The organism is Uliginosibacterium sp. H1, from assembly GCF_036017065.1.
In the GTDB taxonomy this organism is placed as follows: Bacteria; Pseudomonadota; Gammaproteobacteria; order Burkholderiales; family Rhodocyclaceae; genus Uliginosibacterium.
Window position 1 is genome coordinate 194,067 of sequence record NZ_JAYXHR010000003.1, and the last position, 16,679, is coordinate 210,745.

11 protein-coding genes are annotated in these 16,679 nt (G+C 67.5%); 7 read left to right on the forward strand and 4 right to left on the reverse strand.

Features of this window, described 5'->3' with window-relative positions:
- The first annotated feature begins 83 nt into the window (after positions 1-83).
- Positions 84-566, forward strand: a complete 483-nt coding sequence (locus VVD47_RS17545) for an iron chaperone (RefSeq protein WP_327604809.1) — start codon at positions 84-86, stop codon at positions 564-566.
- A 63-nt stretch (positions 567-629) separates the two neighbouring features.
- Here VVD47_RS17545 and VVD47_RS17550 read toward each other — a convergent pair whose 3' ends face one another.
- From VVD47_RS17550 to VVD47_RS17565, 4 genes are all read right to left on the reverse strand, one after another.
- Positions 630-1,829, reverse strand: coding sequence for a lipid A deacylase LpxR family protein (locus tag VVD47_RS17550; RefSeq protein ID WP_327604810.1), 1,200 nt, complete (start codon positions 1,827-1,829; stop codon positions 630-632).
- Positions 1,830-2,039: 210 nt separating this feature from the next.
- Complete coding sequence (gene fusA, locus VVD47_RS17555; RefSeq protein ID WP_327604811.1) at positions 2,040-4,169, reverse strand: elongation factor G; 2,130 nt, start codon at positions 4,167-4,169, stop codon at positions 2,040-2,042.
- A 131-nt stretch (positions 4,170-4,300) separates the two neighbouring features.
- Positions 4,301-5,032, reverse strand: a complete 732-nt coding sequence (locus VVD47_RS17560; RefSeq protein WP_327604812.1) for an MOSC domain-containing protein — start codon at positions 5,030-5,032, stop codon at positions 4,301-4,303.
- A gap of 4 nt (positions 5,033-5,036) precedes the next feature.
- On the reverse strand, positions 5,037-5,732 hold the full coding sequence (locus VVD47_RS17565; RefSeq protein ID WP_327604813.1) for a glutamine amidotransferase: 696 nt from the start codon (positions 5,730-5,732) through the stop codon (positions 5,037-5,039).
- A 314-nt stretch (positions 5,733-6,046) separates the two neighbouring features.
- Between VVD47_RS17565 and VVD47_RS17570 the strand changes: the two genes are divergently transcribed.
- The 6 genes from VVD47_RS17570 to VVD47_RS17595 all read left to right on the forward strand — a co-directional run bounded on the left by VVD47_RS17570 (position 6,047) and on the right by VVD47_RS17595 (position 16,601).
- Positions 6,047-8,518 (forward strand): NAD-dependent epimerase/dehydratase family protein, encoded by a 2,472-nt coding sequence (locus VVD47_RS17570; protein WP_327604814.1) that lies wholly within the window; start codon positions 6,047-6,049, stop codon positions 8,516-8,518.
- A 77-nt stretch (positions 8,519-8,595) separates the two neighbouring features.
- The gene (locus tag VVD47_RS17575) at positions 8,596-9,147 is read left to right on the forward strand and encodes a DUF924 family protein (RefSeq protein ID WP_327604815.1); all 552 of its coding nucleotides are present in this window, start codon (positions 8,596-8,598) and stop codon (positions 9,145-9,147) included.
- A 165-nt stretch (positions 9,148-9,312) separates the two neighbouring features.
- Entirely contained in the window at positions 9,313-9,531 is a 219-nt protein-coding gene (locus tag VVD47_RS17580) for a hypothetical protein (protein WP_327604816.1), read from the forward strand.
- Between the two features lie 491 nt (positions 9,532-10,022).
- Positions 10,023-12,815 carry an aconitate hydratase AcnA gene (gene acnA / locus VVD47_RS17585; protein WP_327604817.1) on the forward strand — a complete coding sequence of 931 codons (2,793 nt, stop codon included), beginning with the start codon at positions 10,023-10,025 and terminating at the stop codon, positions 12,813-12,815.
- Positions 12,816-13,071: 256 nt separating this feature from the next.
- Positions 13,072-14,391, forward strand: a complete 1,320-nt coding sequence (locus VVD47_RS17590; RefSeq protein ID WP_327604818.1) for an alginate lyase family protein — start codon at positions 13,072-13,074, stop codon at positions 14,389-14,391.
- Positions 14,392-14,498: 107 nt separating this feature from the next.
- On the forward strand, positions 14,499-16,601 hold the full coding sequence (locus tag VVD47_RS17595) for a heparinase II/III domain-containing protein (RefSeq protein WP_327604819.1): 2,103 nt from the start codon (positions 14,499-14,501) through the stop codon (positions 16,599-16,601).
- Positions 16,602-16,679: the final 78 nt, after the last annotated feature.

The following is a 16,679-nucleotide window of genomic DNA, read 5'->3' on the forward strand; positions in this document are numbered from 1 at the left end:
CGCAGCGACGCCCGTGGCCTGTACGCGTGCGCGGCAGCGGGCTAAGCTGCTCGCGCCTGCAACGCCATGCGAGGAGTGCCGGAATGAACGCCACCAGGGCTGCCAACGCCACAGGAGCCACCAAGGCCACAGAAGCCACGAAGGCCACCCGGGCCGACACGCCGGACGCCTACATCGCGGCATGTGCGCCGGAGGTGCAGGGCATCCTCCAGCGCATCCGCGAGATCGTCCGCAGGCTCGCGCCGGATGCGCAGGAGAAGATCAGCTACCGGATGCCGGCGTTCACGCTGGATGGCGACCTGATCTACTACGCGGCCTTCAGGAAGCACATCGGCATCTATCCGCCGGTGCAGGGCGACGCTGCGTTGCGCCGCGATCTGGCGCCTTATCGCAACGAGCGTGGCAACCTCGCTTTTCCGCTGGATGCCGCCATTCCCTACGAGCTGATCGAGCGCGTGGCCGCGGCGCGGCTGCAGGAGCATCGCGCGCTGCTCGCGGCGAAGGCGGGAAAGCAAGCGGCGAAGAAAGCGGCGCAGAAGAAAGAGAAGCGGGCACGCGCGAAGTGAGGTGACGAGACCGCCGCTGCGCGTGCCCGCTCCCGGGAGCACGGCCGCGCGCGGGCTGGCTGATCAGAACTTGTAGCTGGCGGTGAAGTTGCCGTAAACCGGCGTCTCTTCCTGGCCGTCGAATTCGCGGCTGCGGTGATAGCGGGCCAGCTTGAAACTCCACAGGCCGTGGGTGACCACGAAGCCATAGCCCACGTCGCCGACGAAGGGCCGTTTGTCCACGCCGTGGCTGTCGCGGAAGCTGTTGCCGTCCAGCGTGATGTCGTGCGCCACGAAGCGGCCGTCCAGGCCCACGAAGAAATGCATGTTCCAGCCGGCCGGCGGGGTGGTCAGGGTCGGCGTGGTGCCGATGTCATTACCGGCGAAGGTCAGGCTGCCGAAGTCGTCGGGCAGGTAGCTGCCGATGCGCCATTCGAAGCCGCCGTTCAGGTAGGTGCTGAAGTTGCCCAGCGCACCGCCCCAGTGGCCGACGGTTTCGTGCTGCCACCTGCCCAGCATGCGACGGGGCGTCAGCTTGCGGACGTGCACGTAGTAGGCCTGCAGGACCGGTTCGTCATGCAGCTGGTTGTCCCAGCCTTCCGCGGTGCCGGTGCCGATCAGCGTGTGCGTGCCGTTCTGGACGGGCTCGCCCAGTGCGGACGGGCCGACCATGCCGGCGGCCAGGCCGAAGCGATGCAGGCGATCATTGTTGCGCACGTTGTAGAACATGCCGGCCATCACTACGCCGGCATAAGGCCTGTCCTGCGGGTCCAGGTCCTGGCGCGTCAGATCCTTGGGTGTGTACAGGCCGTGCGTGAGCCACCAGGTGGTGTTCTGCAGGCTGTCCTCCGCGATGCGCCCGCCGATGCCCTGGTCGAGCGCCTTCTCGAAGCCGGACAGGCAGCCGCCGTCGCTGCGCCGGAAGGTCGGCGTCGTGTAGTTGAGGATCACGCCGCTGGTATAGCCCTGGTCCTGCGAGTAACCGCCGAGGAAGTCGTTGTCGACGCGCAGGGCCATCTGGCCCAGCCGGTTGTCCGCCGGGTCTTCGGTGCAGGCCTGCGCGGCCGCGGTGGAACCGTAGAAACCGGCACCGACGCAGATGAGCGCGGCGAGGACGGTGCGGCGAGGCGTATGGCGGGGACGTACGGTGCTGCGGGTCGTGCCGTGGATCGCACTGCGGGTTTCGCCGCGCGTGGTGTCGACTTGCGTGGTGCCGGCTTGCGCGACCGTCTTGTTGGTGTTGCCGGCAGTGTTGCCTGCGGCAGGATGGCTGGCGTTTCGCATGATGCGGTCCGGTTTTCAGGAGTTGTTATTCCTGCTGGACTCGCCGTGAATTTCACGGGTTCCGGAGTTTCCGGCAAAACGGAATGCGCCTACAACCCGCGTCGGAGCTGGCTGACAGGGCCAAAAGAAAGCGGCGCGCGCCCGGGGTTGCCGGGACGCGCGCCGCTGTCAGTCAGCGCGTAGCGGAATTACTTCCGCTACTCGTGGCTGTTACTTCGCTTCCTTTTCCATCAGCTTGTCGACCATGCTGGCCGGCACTTCATCGTAGTGATCGAACTCCATCGTGAAGGTGCCGCGGCCGCTGGTGGCGGAGCGCAGGAAGTTGATGTAGCCGAACATTTCGGCCAGCGGCACGAAGCCCTGGACGTAAGCGCTCGGGCCACGCTGGCCCTGGTCGGTGACCTGGCCGCGACGACGGTTCATGTCGCCGATGACATCGCCGAGGTAGTCCGGCTCGGTCACGACTTCGATCTTCATCGCCGGCTCCAGCAGCTTCGGACGGCTCATCTTGTGCGCTTCACGGAAGCAGGCGCGACCGGCGATTTCGAAGGCGAGGGCGGACGAGTCCACATCGTGGAACTTGCCGTCGATCAGGCGTGCCTTGAAGTCGACCACTTCGTAGCCAGCGATCTGGCCCTTCAGCGACTCGGTGCGGATGGCGTGTTCAACGGCCGGGATGAACTCGCGCGGCACGCGGCCACCGGTCACTTCGTCCGAGAACTGCACGCCGGCGCCGACTTCCAGCGGCTCGAAGATCATCTTCACTTCGGCGAACTGACCCGAACCACCCGACTGCTTCTTGTGGGTGTAGGTGTGTTCCACCGGGCCACCGAAGGCTTCGCGGAAGCTGACCTTGGGCTTGCCCATGTTGGCTTCCACGCCCAGCTCGGTACGCATGCGGTCGATGGTGATTTCCAGGTGGAGTTCACCCATGCCGCGCAGCACGGTCTGGCCGGTTTCCTTGTCGACTTCCAGGCGCAGGGACGGGTCGGCCTTCACCATCTTGTAGAGCGCGGTGGACATCTTGTCGATGTCGTTGCGCGACTTCGGCTCGACCGACACGCTGATCACGGGGTCGGGGAAGCGCATGCGCTCCAGCAGCACCGGGCTGGCCGGATCGCACAGCGAGTCACCGGTCTCGGTGTCCTTCATCGACACGAAGGCGCAGATGTCGCCGGCGCGCACTTCTTCGATGTCCTTCATGACGTTGGCCTGCACTTCCACGATGCGGCCGATACGTTCCTTCTTGTCGCGCGTCACGTTCATCAGCGTGTCGCCCTTCTTGATCACGCCGGAGTAGACGCGCACGAAGGTCAGCGTGCCGAACTGGTCGTTGATGACCTTGAAGGCCAGGGCGCGGGCGGGAGCGTCGTCGGTGACTTCCTGCACGCCGATGTTGTTACCGTCCACGTCCACCAGCGAGATGCCGCCGTTTTCGCCCGGGAAGGGCATGTAGTCGACGACGGCGTCCAGCAGGTGCTGCACGCCCTTGTTCTTGAAGGACGAGCCGCAGAACACGGGGACCAGCTTGCCGCTCACGGTACCCTTGCGGATCAGGCCCTTCAGTTGAGTCGGGTCGTACTCGCCGGTCTCGACGAAGTGCATGAAGATGTCATCGTCCATGGCCAGCGCGGTTTCCAGCGCTTCCTGGCGCAGTTCCGGCAGGCGGTCGATCCAGTCGTTGTCGGCGGAAGCCTGGAAGTTGAAGCGTGCGCGCAGAGACTCCAGCGGCACGGTTTCCCACGGGCTGTCCTTGTCTTCTTCCTTCCAGATGTAGGCCTGGTTGGCGATCAGGTCGGCCATGCCGCAGAACTCGCCGTAGCTGCCCAGGGGGATCTGGCACAGGATGACGTTGGCGCCCAGGCGCTCCTTGATGCCCTTCACGCAGTGGGCGAAGTTGGCGCCCATGCGGTCCATCTTGTTCACGTAGCACATACGCGGAACGTTGTACTGGTTGGCCAGGCGCCAGTTCGTTTCGGTCTGCGGTTCCACGCCGGCCACGCCGTCGAACACCACGATGGCGCCGTCGAGTACGCGCAGCGAACGGTTCACTTCGATGGTGAAGTCAACGTGTCCCGGGGTGTCGATCACGTTGATCTGGTAACCCTTCCACTCGGTGGAAACAGCCGCGCTCTGGATGGTGATCCCGCGCTTCTTTTCCTGCTCCATGTAGTCGGTGGTGGTGGAGCTCTTGCCGTCCTTGGTGTCATGGACGTCGATGATCTGGTGCTTCTTGCCGGTGTAGTACAGCACCCGCTCGGTGGTCGTGGTCTTGCCCGCGTCGATGTGCGCGATGATCCCGATGTTGCGGTAGAGCTTGAGTTCCTTCTGCCTTGCCATGATTTCGTTCCGATTGGGTGGTGATGTGGGGGCCGGCCACAAGACCGACAGCCCGCCATTATGAAGGGGAAACGTGAAGGTTCAAACCCTTGACGGGGTGGCCGGGCTCCCGGATCCGGGGCGGGCGGGTTTCAGGGCTGGCGGCCCACCATGCGGGAAGCCCAGTCTTCCACGGTTCCGGACTCGAGGCGCCGGCTGAAAAGCCTTTGCCAGGAAGGCGGCAGCGGCAGGCGCAGGACCGCTGCCAGCGTGCTGGCGTCGGTGTCCCGGTCGCGGATCAGCCCCAGCAGCCGGGCGATGCTCCAGTCGGGATGCAGGCGTTCCAGCAGGGCCCAGGTATCACCTGCCTGAACGTCACCCGGGGCCAGTACCCGCATGTACCAGCCGGCCATCAGGCTGTCCTGCACCCGCCGGGCCATGTCCGGCACGCCGAAGCGCTGGTTGAGCTTCCAGCACGGCTGGCGGCCCTGTGAGACTTCCATCACGGAATGGCCGATCTGCCAGCGGTCGCCGATGCAGACGCCGTGCTCGTCCAGGCCCTCCACGCTCAGGTTCTCGCCGAAGGCGCCCGGCGCCTGCAGCAGGGCCAGCGCCGCGTCGGAGGCGGCCAGCGCCTGTCGCCAGCGCGCGTAGTGCTGCCAGGCATAGCAATGCACGGCCTTGTCGGGGCCGCCATGGACGCGCAGGTCGCCCTGTTCGTCCCCCGTGAGCCCCAGCTCGCCGGCCATCACGGGCCCGGCGACTGGCTGCTTGGCAATGCCGCTGCGCACGCCGGGGCGGCCGAACGCCACCGCGCGGCCGACCAGTACGGCATGGTTGCGGCCGTTCGCCGGGGTGTGCGGGCGCTCGCTGGCTTCTTCCATGCGTCTATTCCAGTGCGCCCAGCCAGTCGTCCATCAGGGCCTGCAGGGCCGGCTCCAGCAGCGGGCCGCAGCGTTGCGCCTCGGCACGCAGGGCGGCGATGTCGATGCCGGCCTGGCCGAGTTCGCCGGTGTGGCCGATCAGCCATTGCTCGATGCGTCGCCAGTCCGCTTCGGCGTGGAACTGCAGGCCCAGGCCGTGGCGCCCCACCATGAAGGCCTGGTGCGGGCAGACGCCGGTGGCGGCCAGGCTGGGCGAGCCCTCGGGCAGGCCGAACTGGTCGCCGTGCCAATGCAGTACCGCGACGCCCTGCAGGTGGCGCAAGGGCGTGGCAAGGCCGGCCGCGGTGATCTCCACCGGGGCGAAGCCGATCTCCTTCACGCCCATAGGGCGTACGGGTGCGCCCAGCGCGCTGGCCATCAGTTGCGCGCCCAGGCAGATGCCCAGCGTCGGGCGGCCGGCGTCGAGGCGGGCGCGGATCACCGCGCGTTCGCGGGTCAGGAAGGGGTAGAGGGCATCGTCCTCGGCGCCGATCGGGCCACCGAGGACGACCATCAGGCTGTCGGCGAGCGGCTCGACGGCGGCGAGGTCGTCCACGCCGAGGTCGTGATAGCGCAGCGCGTAGCCGCGGGCAGTAAGCAGCGGGGCGAGGAGGCCAAGGTCTTCGAAGGCCAGGTGACGCAGGACGAGAGCGGTTTTCATGGCGAGGAGGTGAGCGAGGACGGAAGCGAGGACGGAAGCAAGGGTGGAAGCGTGTGGCGCGAAGCCGGCAGTGTGGGCCGAAACCGCGTCGGCGCGCATCTATCGCAAGGATAGGTACCGGGGCGGCCGCACGCGGAGGAACGATGCGGACATCCCGTTGAGGGCGTCGCCACGGACATCGCCAAGTGGCCGAGAAAGTCTCCGCTTCCGGACATTCCCTACATGTCTCCCAGTCGCCGGACTACAGCGGCGGTGGGCTGCGGCCGGGTATTACTTGCGGGGTGATCGCAGTCGCCACGCGGAGGAAGCCCGGCATGCCAGCCAGCAAACCAATTGTCATCATCACCGGCGCGGCGGGAGACATCGGCAGCGCGCTGAGCGCCGCGCTGGCTGCGTCCTTCCAGGTGGTCGGGCTGGACCGCAAGACCGACACGGGGATCGTGGCGGTGGACCTGGCGGCGGCCGACTCGGTGACGGCGGCGCTGGCCGGCATCCGCGCCGGGCACGGCAAGCGCATCGCGGCCGTGGTCCATCTGGCGGCCTTCTTCGACTTCACCGGCGAGGACAACCCGCTGTACGAGCAGGTGAACGTGCAGGGCACCCGCCATATGCTCGACGCCCTGCAGGGTTTCGAAGTCGAGCGCTTCATCTACGCCAGCACCATGCTGGTCCATCGCGCAGGCGAGCCGGGCGACGTGATCCGCGAGGACACGCCGATCGAACCCGGCTGGGCCTACCCGGCCTCCAAGGCCAGGGCGGAGGAGGCGGTGCGCGTGCATCACGGCCGCATCCCGTACGTGATCCTGCGGCTGGCCGGCCTGTACGACGACACCACGGCGGTGCCGACGCTCGCCAACCAGATCGCGCGCATCTACGAGCGGGATTTCCAGAGCCACCTGTATCCCGGCGACAAGCGCGCCGGCCAGGCCTTCCTGCATCGCGACGACATGATCGACGCCTTCCTGCGCGTGATCGACCGTCGCGACACGCTGCCGCCTGCCGCCGCCATCCTCGTCGGCGAGCCGGAGGCGATGAGCTTCGAGGCGCTGCAGGACCGGATCGGCAAACTGATACATGGCGAGAAGGAATGGGGCACGCTGCGCATTCCCGCGCCGGTCGCCCAGGCGGGGGCGTGGCTGCAGCAGAAGGCGGAGCCGGTGGTGCCGGATGCGCTGGATGCCGGCGAGCTGCCCTTCATCCGTCCGTTCATGGTGCGCATGGCCGAGGACCACTACGCCATCGACATCACGCTTGCGCAGCGACTGCTTGGCTGGGCGCCGCGCCACGACATCCGCCGCGGCTTGGGGGCGCTGGTCGCCTCGCTGAAGGCCGGGCCGGGGGACTGGTACCGCCGCAACAAGGTGTCGCCGCCGCAATGGCTGGCCGCCGCCGAGCAGGCCGACACGGACCCCGAGCAACTGCGGCGGCGCCACGAGCGTTGGCAGACGCACGCGCATGGCAGTCACCGCTGGACGCACTGGGCCAACATCGCACTCGCCGGCTGGCTCATCGCGTCGCCGCCGGCACTTGGCTACCAGTCCGGCTGGCTGCAGTTCAGCGACGTGGCGAGCGGCCTGCTGCTGGGGCTGTTCGCCAGCCTGTCGCTGCATCCGCGCGCGGGCTGGGCGCGCTGGGCCTGCGCGGCCATCGGCTGCTGGCTGATGCTGGCCCCGCTGGTGCTGTGGACGCAGGACGCATCGGCCTACCTGAACGGCACCCTGGTCGGCATGCTGGTGGTGGCCTTCGCGCTGCTGTGGCCGCCGACGCCGGGCGTCAGCCCGCTGGCGGAGATGCACGGGCCCACCACGCCACCCGGCTGGGACTTCTCGCCCTCGTCATGGGGGCAGCGACTGCCCATCGTGGTGCTGGCCTTCGTCGGCTTCTACATCTCGCGCTACCTCGCCGCCTACCAGCTGGGACACATCGACGGCGCCTGGGACCCGTTCTTCGACGGCGGGCCGGACCCGAAGAACGGCAGCGAGGAGATCGTCACCTCGTACGTGTCCGAAGCCTTCCCGATTCCCGACGCCGGGCTGGGCGCGCTGACCTACGCGCTGGAGATCCTCACCGGCCTGCTTGGCTCCGCGCGGCGCTGGCGCACGCAGCCCTGGCTGGTCGTGTTGTTCGGCATGATGATCGTGCCGCTGGGCGTGGTGTCCATCGGCTTCATCATCATCCAGCCCATCCTGCTCGGCACCTGGTGTGCGCTGTGCCTGGTGGGCGCGGCGGCGATGCTGGTGCAGATTCCGTATTCGCTGGACGAGCTGGTGGCGACTGGCCAGTTCCTGTTACGCCGCCAGCGCGCCGGCCAGCCGGTGCTGCGGGTGTTCTTCACCGGCGATACCGACGTGGTGGAAGGCGCCGATGCCAAACGCGACGCGGCCGACCGCGTGGCCGCCAGCGACCTGTCTGCCACCGCGCTCGCAGACAGCCTGCGTGGCGGTGTCGGCCTGCCGTGGAACCTGGTCCTGTGTCTTGCCATCGGCATATGGCTGATGTGCACCCGCCTGACCCTGGGGGCCGAGGGCGCGATGGCCAACGCCGATCATGTCATCGGCGCGCTGGTGCTCACGGTGACGGTGACCGCACTGGCCGAGGTGGGGCGCATCGTGCGCTGGGGCAACGCCGTGCTGGGCGTAGCGCTGGTTGTCACCTCGCTGATGCTGGGCGAGGATGCGGTGGGTATCGGCGCCGGAATCGCCTGTGGCGTGGCGCTGGTCGCGCTGAGCTTCCCGCGTGGCGCCATCCGTGGCCGCTACGGCAACTGGCAGGCTTTCATCCGCTGAGCCCTGCCGATGTGCGGCGACGGGCGTGCGCCACCGACTTTCTACCTGACTCTGCCACTTTGACTCTGGAGCAAAGGATGACCCAGGAATCTTCTTCCACCGCCGCCGAGATCGTGGCGTTCTGGCGCGAGGCCGGCCCCGATCGCTGGTTCAAGAAGGACGAGGCCTTCGACCGCCGCTTCCGCGAGCGCTTCCTCGTCGCCCACGAGGTGGCCGCCGCCGGCCAGCTTGCGCACTGGCAGGGCGAGCCGGACGGCGCGCTGGCCTTGCTGCTGTTGCTCGACCAGTTTCCGCGCAACGCCTTCCGCGACACGCCGCGCATGTACGCCACCGACCCACTGGCTCGCGACGTCGCCCACGTGGTGCTGGCCGCCGGTATCGACCAGCGCGTCGCCGCGGATCTGCGGCTGTTCTGCTACCTGCCGTTCTCGCACGCCGAGGATCTGGCCGAGCAGGACCTGGCGGTGCGCCTGCAGACGCCACTGGGCGAGGAATACCTGAAGCACGCCGAAGGGCACCGCGACATCATCCGGCGCTTCGGCCGCTTCCCGCATCGCAACCGCACCCTGGGGCGCACGAGCACGCCGGAAGAGCAGGCCTTCCTGGACGCCGGCGGTTTCGGCGGCTGATCGACCCGCGGGCGTCGTGCGTCGCCCGTCGTTGTAGGCATGTGCTGTCACGCGAATCGGTGCCGTCCGCCACGTGGGTTTGCGGGCAGCCGCGACACTGTCCGCAAGCCGACCGTCCTGCATGAGACGGCCTCCAGCCACATACCGATCGCGGAGGAAACAACGATGACACCCCCAAGCTCCTTCCTGCGTACCCGCACGCGCAAGCGCCACAAGCACGACCAGCCTGCCCACGTTTCCGACGACGATGTCTTCGAGGACGGCACCGCGCCCGGCGGTGGCGGCGTGGAACTGTCCCCGCCGGGTAAGGATCTCGGCGACCAGGACGAACCGGGAACCGGCTTCAGTAACGTGCCGGGTGCGGGGCCCAACCCGACCCGCTGAACCAGCTCGCCCGGTTTGATCTCGCAATCCCCCGTGAATCGCGCAGGGGATTGCGTGCGCGGGCGGATGGAGGATGAAGATCGTCGTCATCAGCTTCATCGGCTTACCCGCACCACCTTTCGGCAGTCCAGTACCCACTGCGGCGTGTTCATTCCCGGCATGGAGGCCTTCAGGGCCACTAGCCGAAGCCGGTGCCGGTGGTCAGGTGCCTTCCCGACGCTGAAGCCGCCAGCGGCCGGCTGGCCCCATCCCGCTTGCGCGGCCGCCGGCGCCGTTTTCTCCCGGAACTATCTCCAAAGACAGAGTCTGTGTTCACAGTGCTCGGATAGGCTCGCGGCCTGAGGTCCTGACGGGCCGTCGAACGCGGGCGCGGGCCGTTGTCTGGCATGTGGCTTGCATTCCGTCCGTGATGGCCGAAGATAGCGTTCCGGTCATCGAGTCGGCCGCGCCAGAGCCGAACCCGTCCCTTCGCCACGGATCACGGAGTCCCCATGCCGCACAACCTGTTCGACAGCCTGAAAACCCTTGAACTGCCGTCGGGGAAGCTCCTCGACTACTACAGCCTGCCGGCGCTGGAAGCGGCCGGGGTGGGGCCGGTGGGCAAGCTGCCGGTATCGATCCGCCTGGTACTGGAATCGGTGCTGCGCAACTGCGACGGCAAGAAGGTCAGCGAGGCGCACGTCCGCCAGTTGGCCAACTGGGCGCCGGATGCGCTGCGCACCGACGAGATCCCCTTCGTGGTGGCCCGCGTGGTGCTGCAGGACTTCACCGGCGTGCCGCTGCTGGCCGACCTCGCGGCGATGCGCAACGTTGCCGACAAGCTCGGCAGGAACCCCAAGACCATCGAGCCGCTGGTGCCGGTGGACCTGGTGGTCGACCACTCGGTCATGATCGACCACTACGGCACGCAACTGGCGCTGCGCCAGAACATGGAGCTGGAGTTCCAGCGCAACCAGGAGCGCTACCAGTTCATGAAGTGGGGCATGCAGGCCTTCGACACCTTCAAGGTGGTGCCGCCGGGCATCGGCATCGTGCACCAGGTGAACCTGGAGTATCTGTTCCGCGGCGTGCAGATCCGCAACGGCGTGGTGTTCCCGGACACCCTGGTCGGCACCGACAGCCACACCACGATGATCAACGGCGTGGGCGTGGTGGGTTGGGGCGTGGGCGGCATCGAGGCGGAAGCCGGCATGCTCGGCCAGCCGGTGTATTTCCTGACGCCGGACGTGGTGGGCGTGGAGCTGCAGGGCGCGCTGCGCGACGGCATCACCGCCACCGACCTGGTGCTCACCGTCACCGAGCTGCTGCGCAAGGAGAAGGTAGTCGGCAAGTTCGTCGAGTTCTTCGGCGAGGGTGCGGCCAGCCTGACGGTGGTGGACCGGGCGACGATCGGCAACATGGCGCCGGAGTACGGCGCGACGATGGGCTTCTTCCCGGTCGACGACAAGACCGTCGACTACCTGCGCGGCACCGGCCGCACGCTGGAGGAGATCGACGCCTTCGTCGCCTACTTCAAGGCGCAGGGCCTGTTCGGCATGCCGCTGGCCGGCGACATCCAGTACAGCAAGACGCTGACGCTGGACCTCGCCACCGTGGTGCCCAGCCTGGCGGGCCCCAAGCGCCCGCAGGACCGCATTCCGCTGCCGGGCATGCGTACGACTTTCGAGAAACTGTTTTCCGCGCCGGTCGCCGACAACGGTTTCGGCAAGCCCGCCGCCGCGCTGGGCGAGCGCTTCGCGACGCGTCGCACCGCGGTGACCGATGTGCCGCCGCTGCGCCAGAGCACGCCGGACCTGCACGTGGTGGAGATGCTGGACCACGCCACCGCGGCCGGCAGCGACACCAACGGCATCGATCTGGGCCACGGCGACGTGCTGATCGCCGCCATCACCAGTTGCACCAACACCTCCAACCCCGGCGTGCTGCTGGCGGCGGGCCTGCTCGCCAAGAAGGCGGTGCAGAAGGGCCTGGGCGTGCACCCGCGCATCAAGACCAGCTTCGGCCCCGGCTCGCGCGTCGTCACCGAGTACCTGCGCGAGACCGGCCTGCAACCCTGGCTGGATGCGCTGGGTTTCAACATCGCCGCCTATGGTTGCACCACCTGCATCGGCAACGCGGGCGACCTCGCGCCGGAGTTCAACGAGACCATTGTCGCCAACGACCTGGTGTGCGCGGCGGTGCTGTCGGGCAACCGCAATTTCGAGGCACGCATCCACCCCAACCTGCGTGCCAACTTCCTCGCCAGCCCGCCGCTGGTGGTGGCCTTCGCGCTGGCCGGGCGCGCCAACATCGACATGGAAACCGAGCCGCTGGGCATCGGCAGCGATGGCGCGCCGGTGTACCTGCGCGACATCTGGCCGAGCAGCGACGAGGTGTACGAGCTGATGCACTACGCCATGAATCCGGCGGTGTTCCGCGAGCTGTATGGCGATTTCACGCGCGACCACGACCTGTGGAACGCGATTCCGGCGCCGACTGGCCAGGTGTATAGCTGGCCGGCCTCCACCTACATCGCGCGGCCGCCGTTCTTCGAGGACTTCTCGATGCAGCCGGGCAGCTTCGGCGAGATCCACGGTGCGAAGGCACTGCTGATCCTCGGTGACTCGGTGACCACCGACCACATCAGCCCGGCCGGGTCGTTCAAGGAAAGCACGCCGGCGGGCCAGTACCTGATCGAACACGGCGTGCAGAAGGCGGACTTCAACAGCTACGGCAGCCGCCGCGGCAACCACGACGTGATGATTCGCGGCACCTTCGCCAACGTGCGGGTCAAGAACCTGATGCTGCCGCCGCGTGCGGACGGCACGCGCATCGAAGGTGGTTTCACCCTGCTGGATGGCAAGCAGACCACGGTGTACGAGGCGGCGATGGAACACATCCGTCGCGGCACGCCCACCGTGGTGCTGGCGGGCGAGGAGTACGGCACCGGCTCCAGCCGCGACTGGGCCGCCAAGGGCACCCAGTTGCTGGGCGTGAAGGCGGTGGTGGCGCGCAGTTTCGAGCGCATCCACCGTTCCAACCTCGTCGGCATGGGCGTGTTGCCGCTGCAGTTCAAGAGCAGCGACAGTGCGGTCGCCCTGGGCCTGGACGGCAGCGAGACCTACGCGGTGCTGGGCGTCACCGACGACCTGCGCCCGCAGCAGGACCTCGTCTTGCGGATCACCCGCGCTGACGGCCGCGTGCAGGACATCGGCGTGCTGTGCCGCATCGACACGCCGATCGAGGTGGATTACTACCGGCACGGCGGCATCCTGCCCTTCGTGCTGCGTGAGCTGATGGCCTGACGCCAGGCGCCTGATCTGCATAGGAGCGGGGCCGGAGATTATCCGGCCGCTCCCGCTGTGCTTCCCGCGCCGGTCCCGCCGCCGCCGGGTGGCTGCCGACAACAAATTTCCGTCAGTAAACGATATCTTCCCCGTGGAAAGAAATTTTCCAGGATTAAGTAGTTTCCATAAGGTAAACGATTTACTGCTATCCTATACTCGCTTGGCCAGTATCCGGGCAAGGCTGTCCGGATCGTTCCACCAAGGAGATTCAAGGATGTTCAAGAACAGCATGTTCAAGACGGCTGCGCTGGGGCTGGCGGCCCTGTCGCTGCCTTTCATGGCCGGTTGTGCCGCCCAGGCCACGCGTCCTGCCGTCAGCAGCGCACCGGCAAAGGTCGTGACGCTGGACGATCGCTATCTCGCCGTCGCCAAACAACGTGTCGCCGCCAGCGATGCCGCACTGAAGCCGGCCTACGACGCGCTGATCGCCTCGGCCAACAAGGCCCTGGCTGCGCCGCTGGAAACGGTGACCGCCAAGGACATGACGCCGCTGTCCGGTGACAAGCGCGACTACATGAGCATGGGGCCGTACTGGTGGCCCAACCCCAACACCCCGAACAAGCTGCCCTACGTGCGCCGCGACGGCCAGACCAACCCGGAAGTGCGCGGCAACGGTCTGGATTCGGCGCGCATGCAGCGCATGAACACCAACGTGCGCGACCTGGCGCTGGCCTACTACTTCACCGGCGACAAGAAGTACGCCGACCGCGTGGCCGCGCAGCTGCGCATGTGGTTCATCGATCCGAAGACGCGCATGAACCCGAGCCTGCGTTTCGCGCAGGCGATCCCGGGCGTCGTGGATGGTCGTGGCATCGGCCTGATCGACACCCGCAACATGTGGATGGTGATCGACGGCGCCGCGCTGATCGCACCCAGCGGCAGCTTCAGCGCCGCCGAGCTGCAGTCGCTGCGTGGCTGGTTCGCCGAGTTCGCCGACTGGATGGTCAACAGCGAGACCGGCCACGAGGAAGACGTCTGGCACAACAACCACGGCATGTTCTACGACGCCCAGCTGGTGAACTACCTGCTGTTCGTCGGTGACGTGGACGGCGCCGCCCGCCGCACCTTCGACGCGCAGATGCGCCGCATCGCCTCGCAGATCGCCAGGGATGGCCGCCAGCACATGGAACTGGAGCGCACCCGCCCGTTCCACTACAGCGCCTTCAACCTGGAGGCCGCACTGCGCATCGCCCGCTACGGCGAGCAGGTGTCGGTGCCCGGCATGTCCCTGAAGGCGGATGACCCCCGCTGCGTGCACCCGCAGTACCGCTGCGCCATCGACGTGTGGAATTTCGAGATCGACGAGCGCTCGCTGAAGCGCGGCATCGACTTCCTGGCCAATGCCACTGCGAATCCTTCGTCCTGGACGCTGGCGACCAAGGAAGAGCCGAAGCTGAACTTCGAGCCGGTGGTGCCGGTGCTGCTGATGGCCGAGCGCGCCTACAAGACCGGTGGCTACGCGAAGATCGCCGCCGGCCTGCCGGCGGAAACGAAGAGCAGCCTCGACAACCTGCTATGGCCGGTCATCAAGTAAATCCCTGACGTATGCGGGACGCGCCCCGTGGGCGTGTCCCGTTTCCCTGAATCGAACCCGGATATAGTTTCTTTCCCATGTTTGGCGCCTACACCCCGGAAATCCTCATGGCCGATCCGCAGCAACCGGAAAGCCCGCGCAGCACGAGTGCGGAGCAGGGGCCTGCCGCAGTCTTCCTGACGCAGACCGAAGCGAAGGCGCTGCGCGCGCAGGCCGAGGCGGACAGCCTCATCGGCCGCAGCATCCGCGCGGAGCGCGCCCAGGTGGACGCCTGGCTGCGCTCACCGGTGAGCGTGCCGGGCAGCGGCGCTGGTGGCGGGGTGGAGCATGAGCAGCACAAGCGCAACTACCTGATGATCTTCGCGGCCGGTCGCCAGCATCTCATCTGGCAACAGCCGGAGTATGCGAAGCGGATAGCCGAGGTGCTTTCGGTGTACGCCGAGCGCTACACCACGCTGCCCTTTGCCAAGCCGTATTCGCACAATCCGCCGGGACGGCTGTTCCACCAGATCCTCAACGAGCACATGTGGCTGCTGTTCGCCGCGGCCGGCTACAGCTGCGTGCGTCCCGGCCTGCCGGAGGCGCTGCGCCAGCGCATCGACGAAGGGGTGTTCGCGCCGATGGTGGAGATGTTCACCCGGACCTATCGCCACCACTTCGACATCATCCACAACCACGGCATGTGGGCCTGCGCCGCGGTCGGCGTGGCCGGCATCGCCTGCGAGCGGCGCGACTGGCTGGAGCTTGCCGTGCGCGGCCAGTTCGGCGACAGCGAGACGGCCGGCTTCCTGGCGCAACTCGCCAACCTGTTCTCGCCCTCCGGCTACTACGAGGAAGGCCCGTACTACCAGCGCTTCGCCATCCAGCCGATGCTGTTCTTCGCCGAGGCGATCGAGCGCGCCTGGCCGGAGCTGGGCATCTATCGCCACCACGACGAAGTGGTGCGGCGCGGCTTCTACGCGGCCTTCCTGCCGTCCTTCCCGAACGGTGCGCTGGTGCCGTTGAACGACGCCATCAAGCCGATGAACATCAAGAGCCTCGGCTTCGTGCTGGGGGCGAGCTTCATGTACCGCCGCTACGAGGCGGATGCGCGCCTGCTGTGGCTGGCCAACCTGCATGGACAGGTGTGGCCGGATGCGGCCGGTGTGGCGCTGTCCGACGCGGTGCACACGGCGGGGGCTGAAGCCCTGCATTGCGAGCTGCCCAGCGTCGAGCTGCTGTGTGGCCCCAAGGGTGACAAGGGTGCGGTCGGCATCCTGCGTGCCGAGGGCCGCCATCACGAGCAGGCGGTGCTCACGTTCGACGCCGGTTCGCACGGGCTGGCCGAGCATGCGCACTTCGATGCGCTGACCCTCGGCTACTTTGCGCGCGGCCAGGAAGTGCTGCGCGACTACGGCTGCGTGCGCTGGATCAACATCGAGCCCAAGGGCGGCGGTGCCTACCTGCCGGAGAACGTCAGCTTCGCCAAGCAGACCATCGCGCACAACACGGTGAGCGTGGACGGCCGTTGCCAGCACGAGGCGGACGCCGAACTGGCGGTGGCCAACCCGTCGCACCGACTGGCCTTCCACGGCAGCGGTGATGCGCAGTGGATGCGGGGCGAGACGGTGGGTGCCTACCCCGGCGTGGCGATGCGTCGCACCGTCGCGCTGCTGCGCCATGCGGACTTCGAGCATCCGCTGCTGGTCGACCTGTTCGCCATCGAGGCGGATGCCGACCACGTCTACGACTACGCGCTGTACTACGACGGCCAGGTGGTCCGCACCGACTTCGACTACGCCGTTTCGCGCAACCTGTCGCCGCTGGGCACGGACGCGGGCTACCAGCACCTGTGGCGCGTCGGCGCGGCCAACCTGCCGGCGGGGCGCGGCCTGTTCTCATGGCTGCAGAAGAGCTGCTATCACTCGCTGAGCTTCGCGACCAGCGGCCCCAGCGAGTTCATCTTCACCCGCATCGGCGCCAATGATCCGAAGTTCAACCTGCGTGCGGAGCCAGGCCTGATGTTGCGACAGGCCGGACGGGACGTGGTGTTCGCCAGCGTGCTGGAGACGCACGGCGACTTCGACGAGTCGCGCGAGTTTTCGCAGGGCGCGCGCGGCCGCCTGCTGGCGCTGGAGATCGAAGACGGCGGCGCACGCCTGCGCCTGCACGGCACGGATGCCGACTGGGTGGTCGAGCTGGGCGACAACGTGGCCCTCCGCCGCATCTAGGCGCCCGGCCGGCACGGCCCGCACAAGGACTGCCGGGCGCAAGTAGAATCCGGCCCTTTGGTTCCTTCGGGCCCGGCC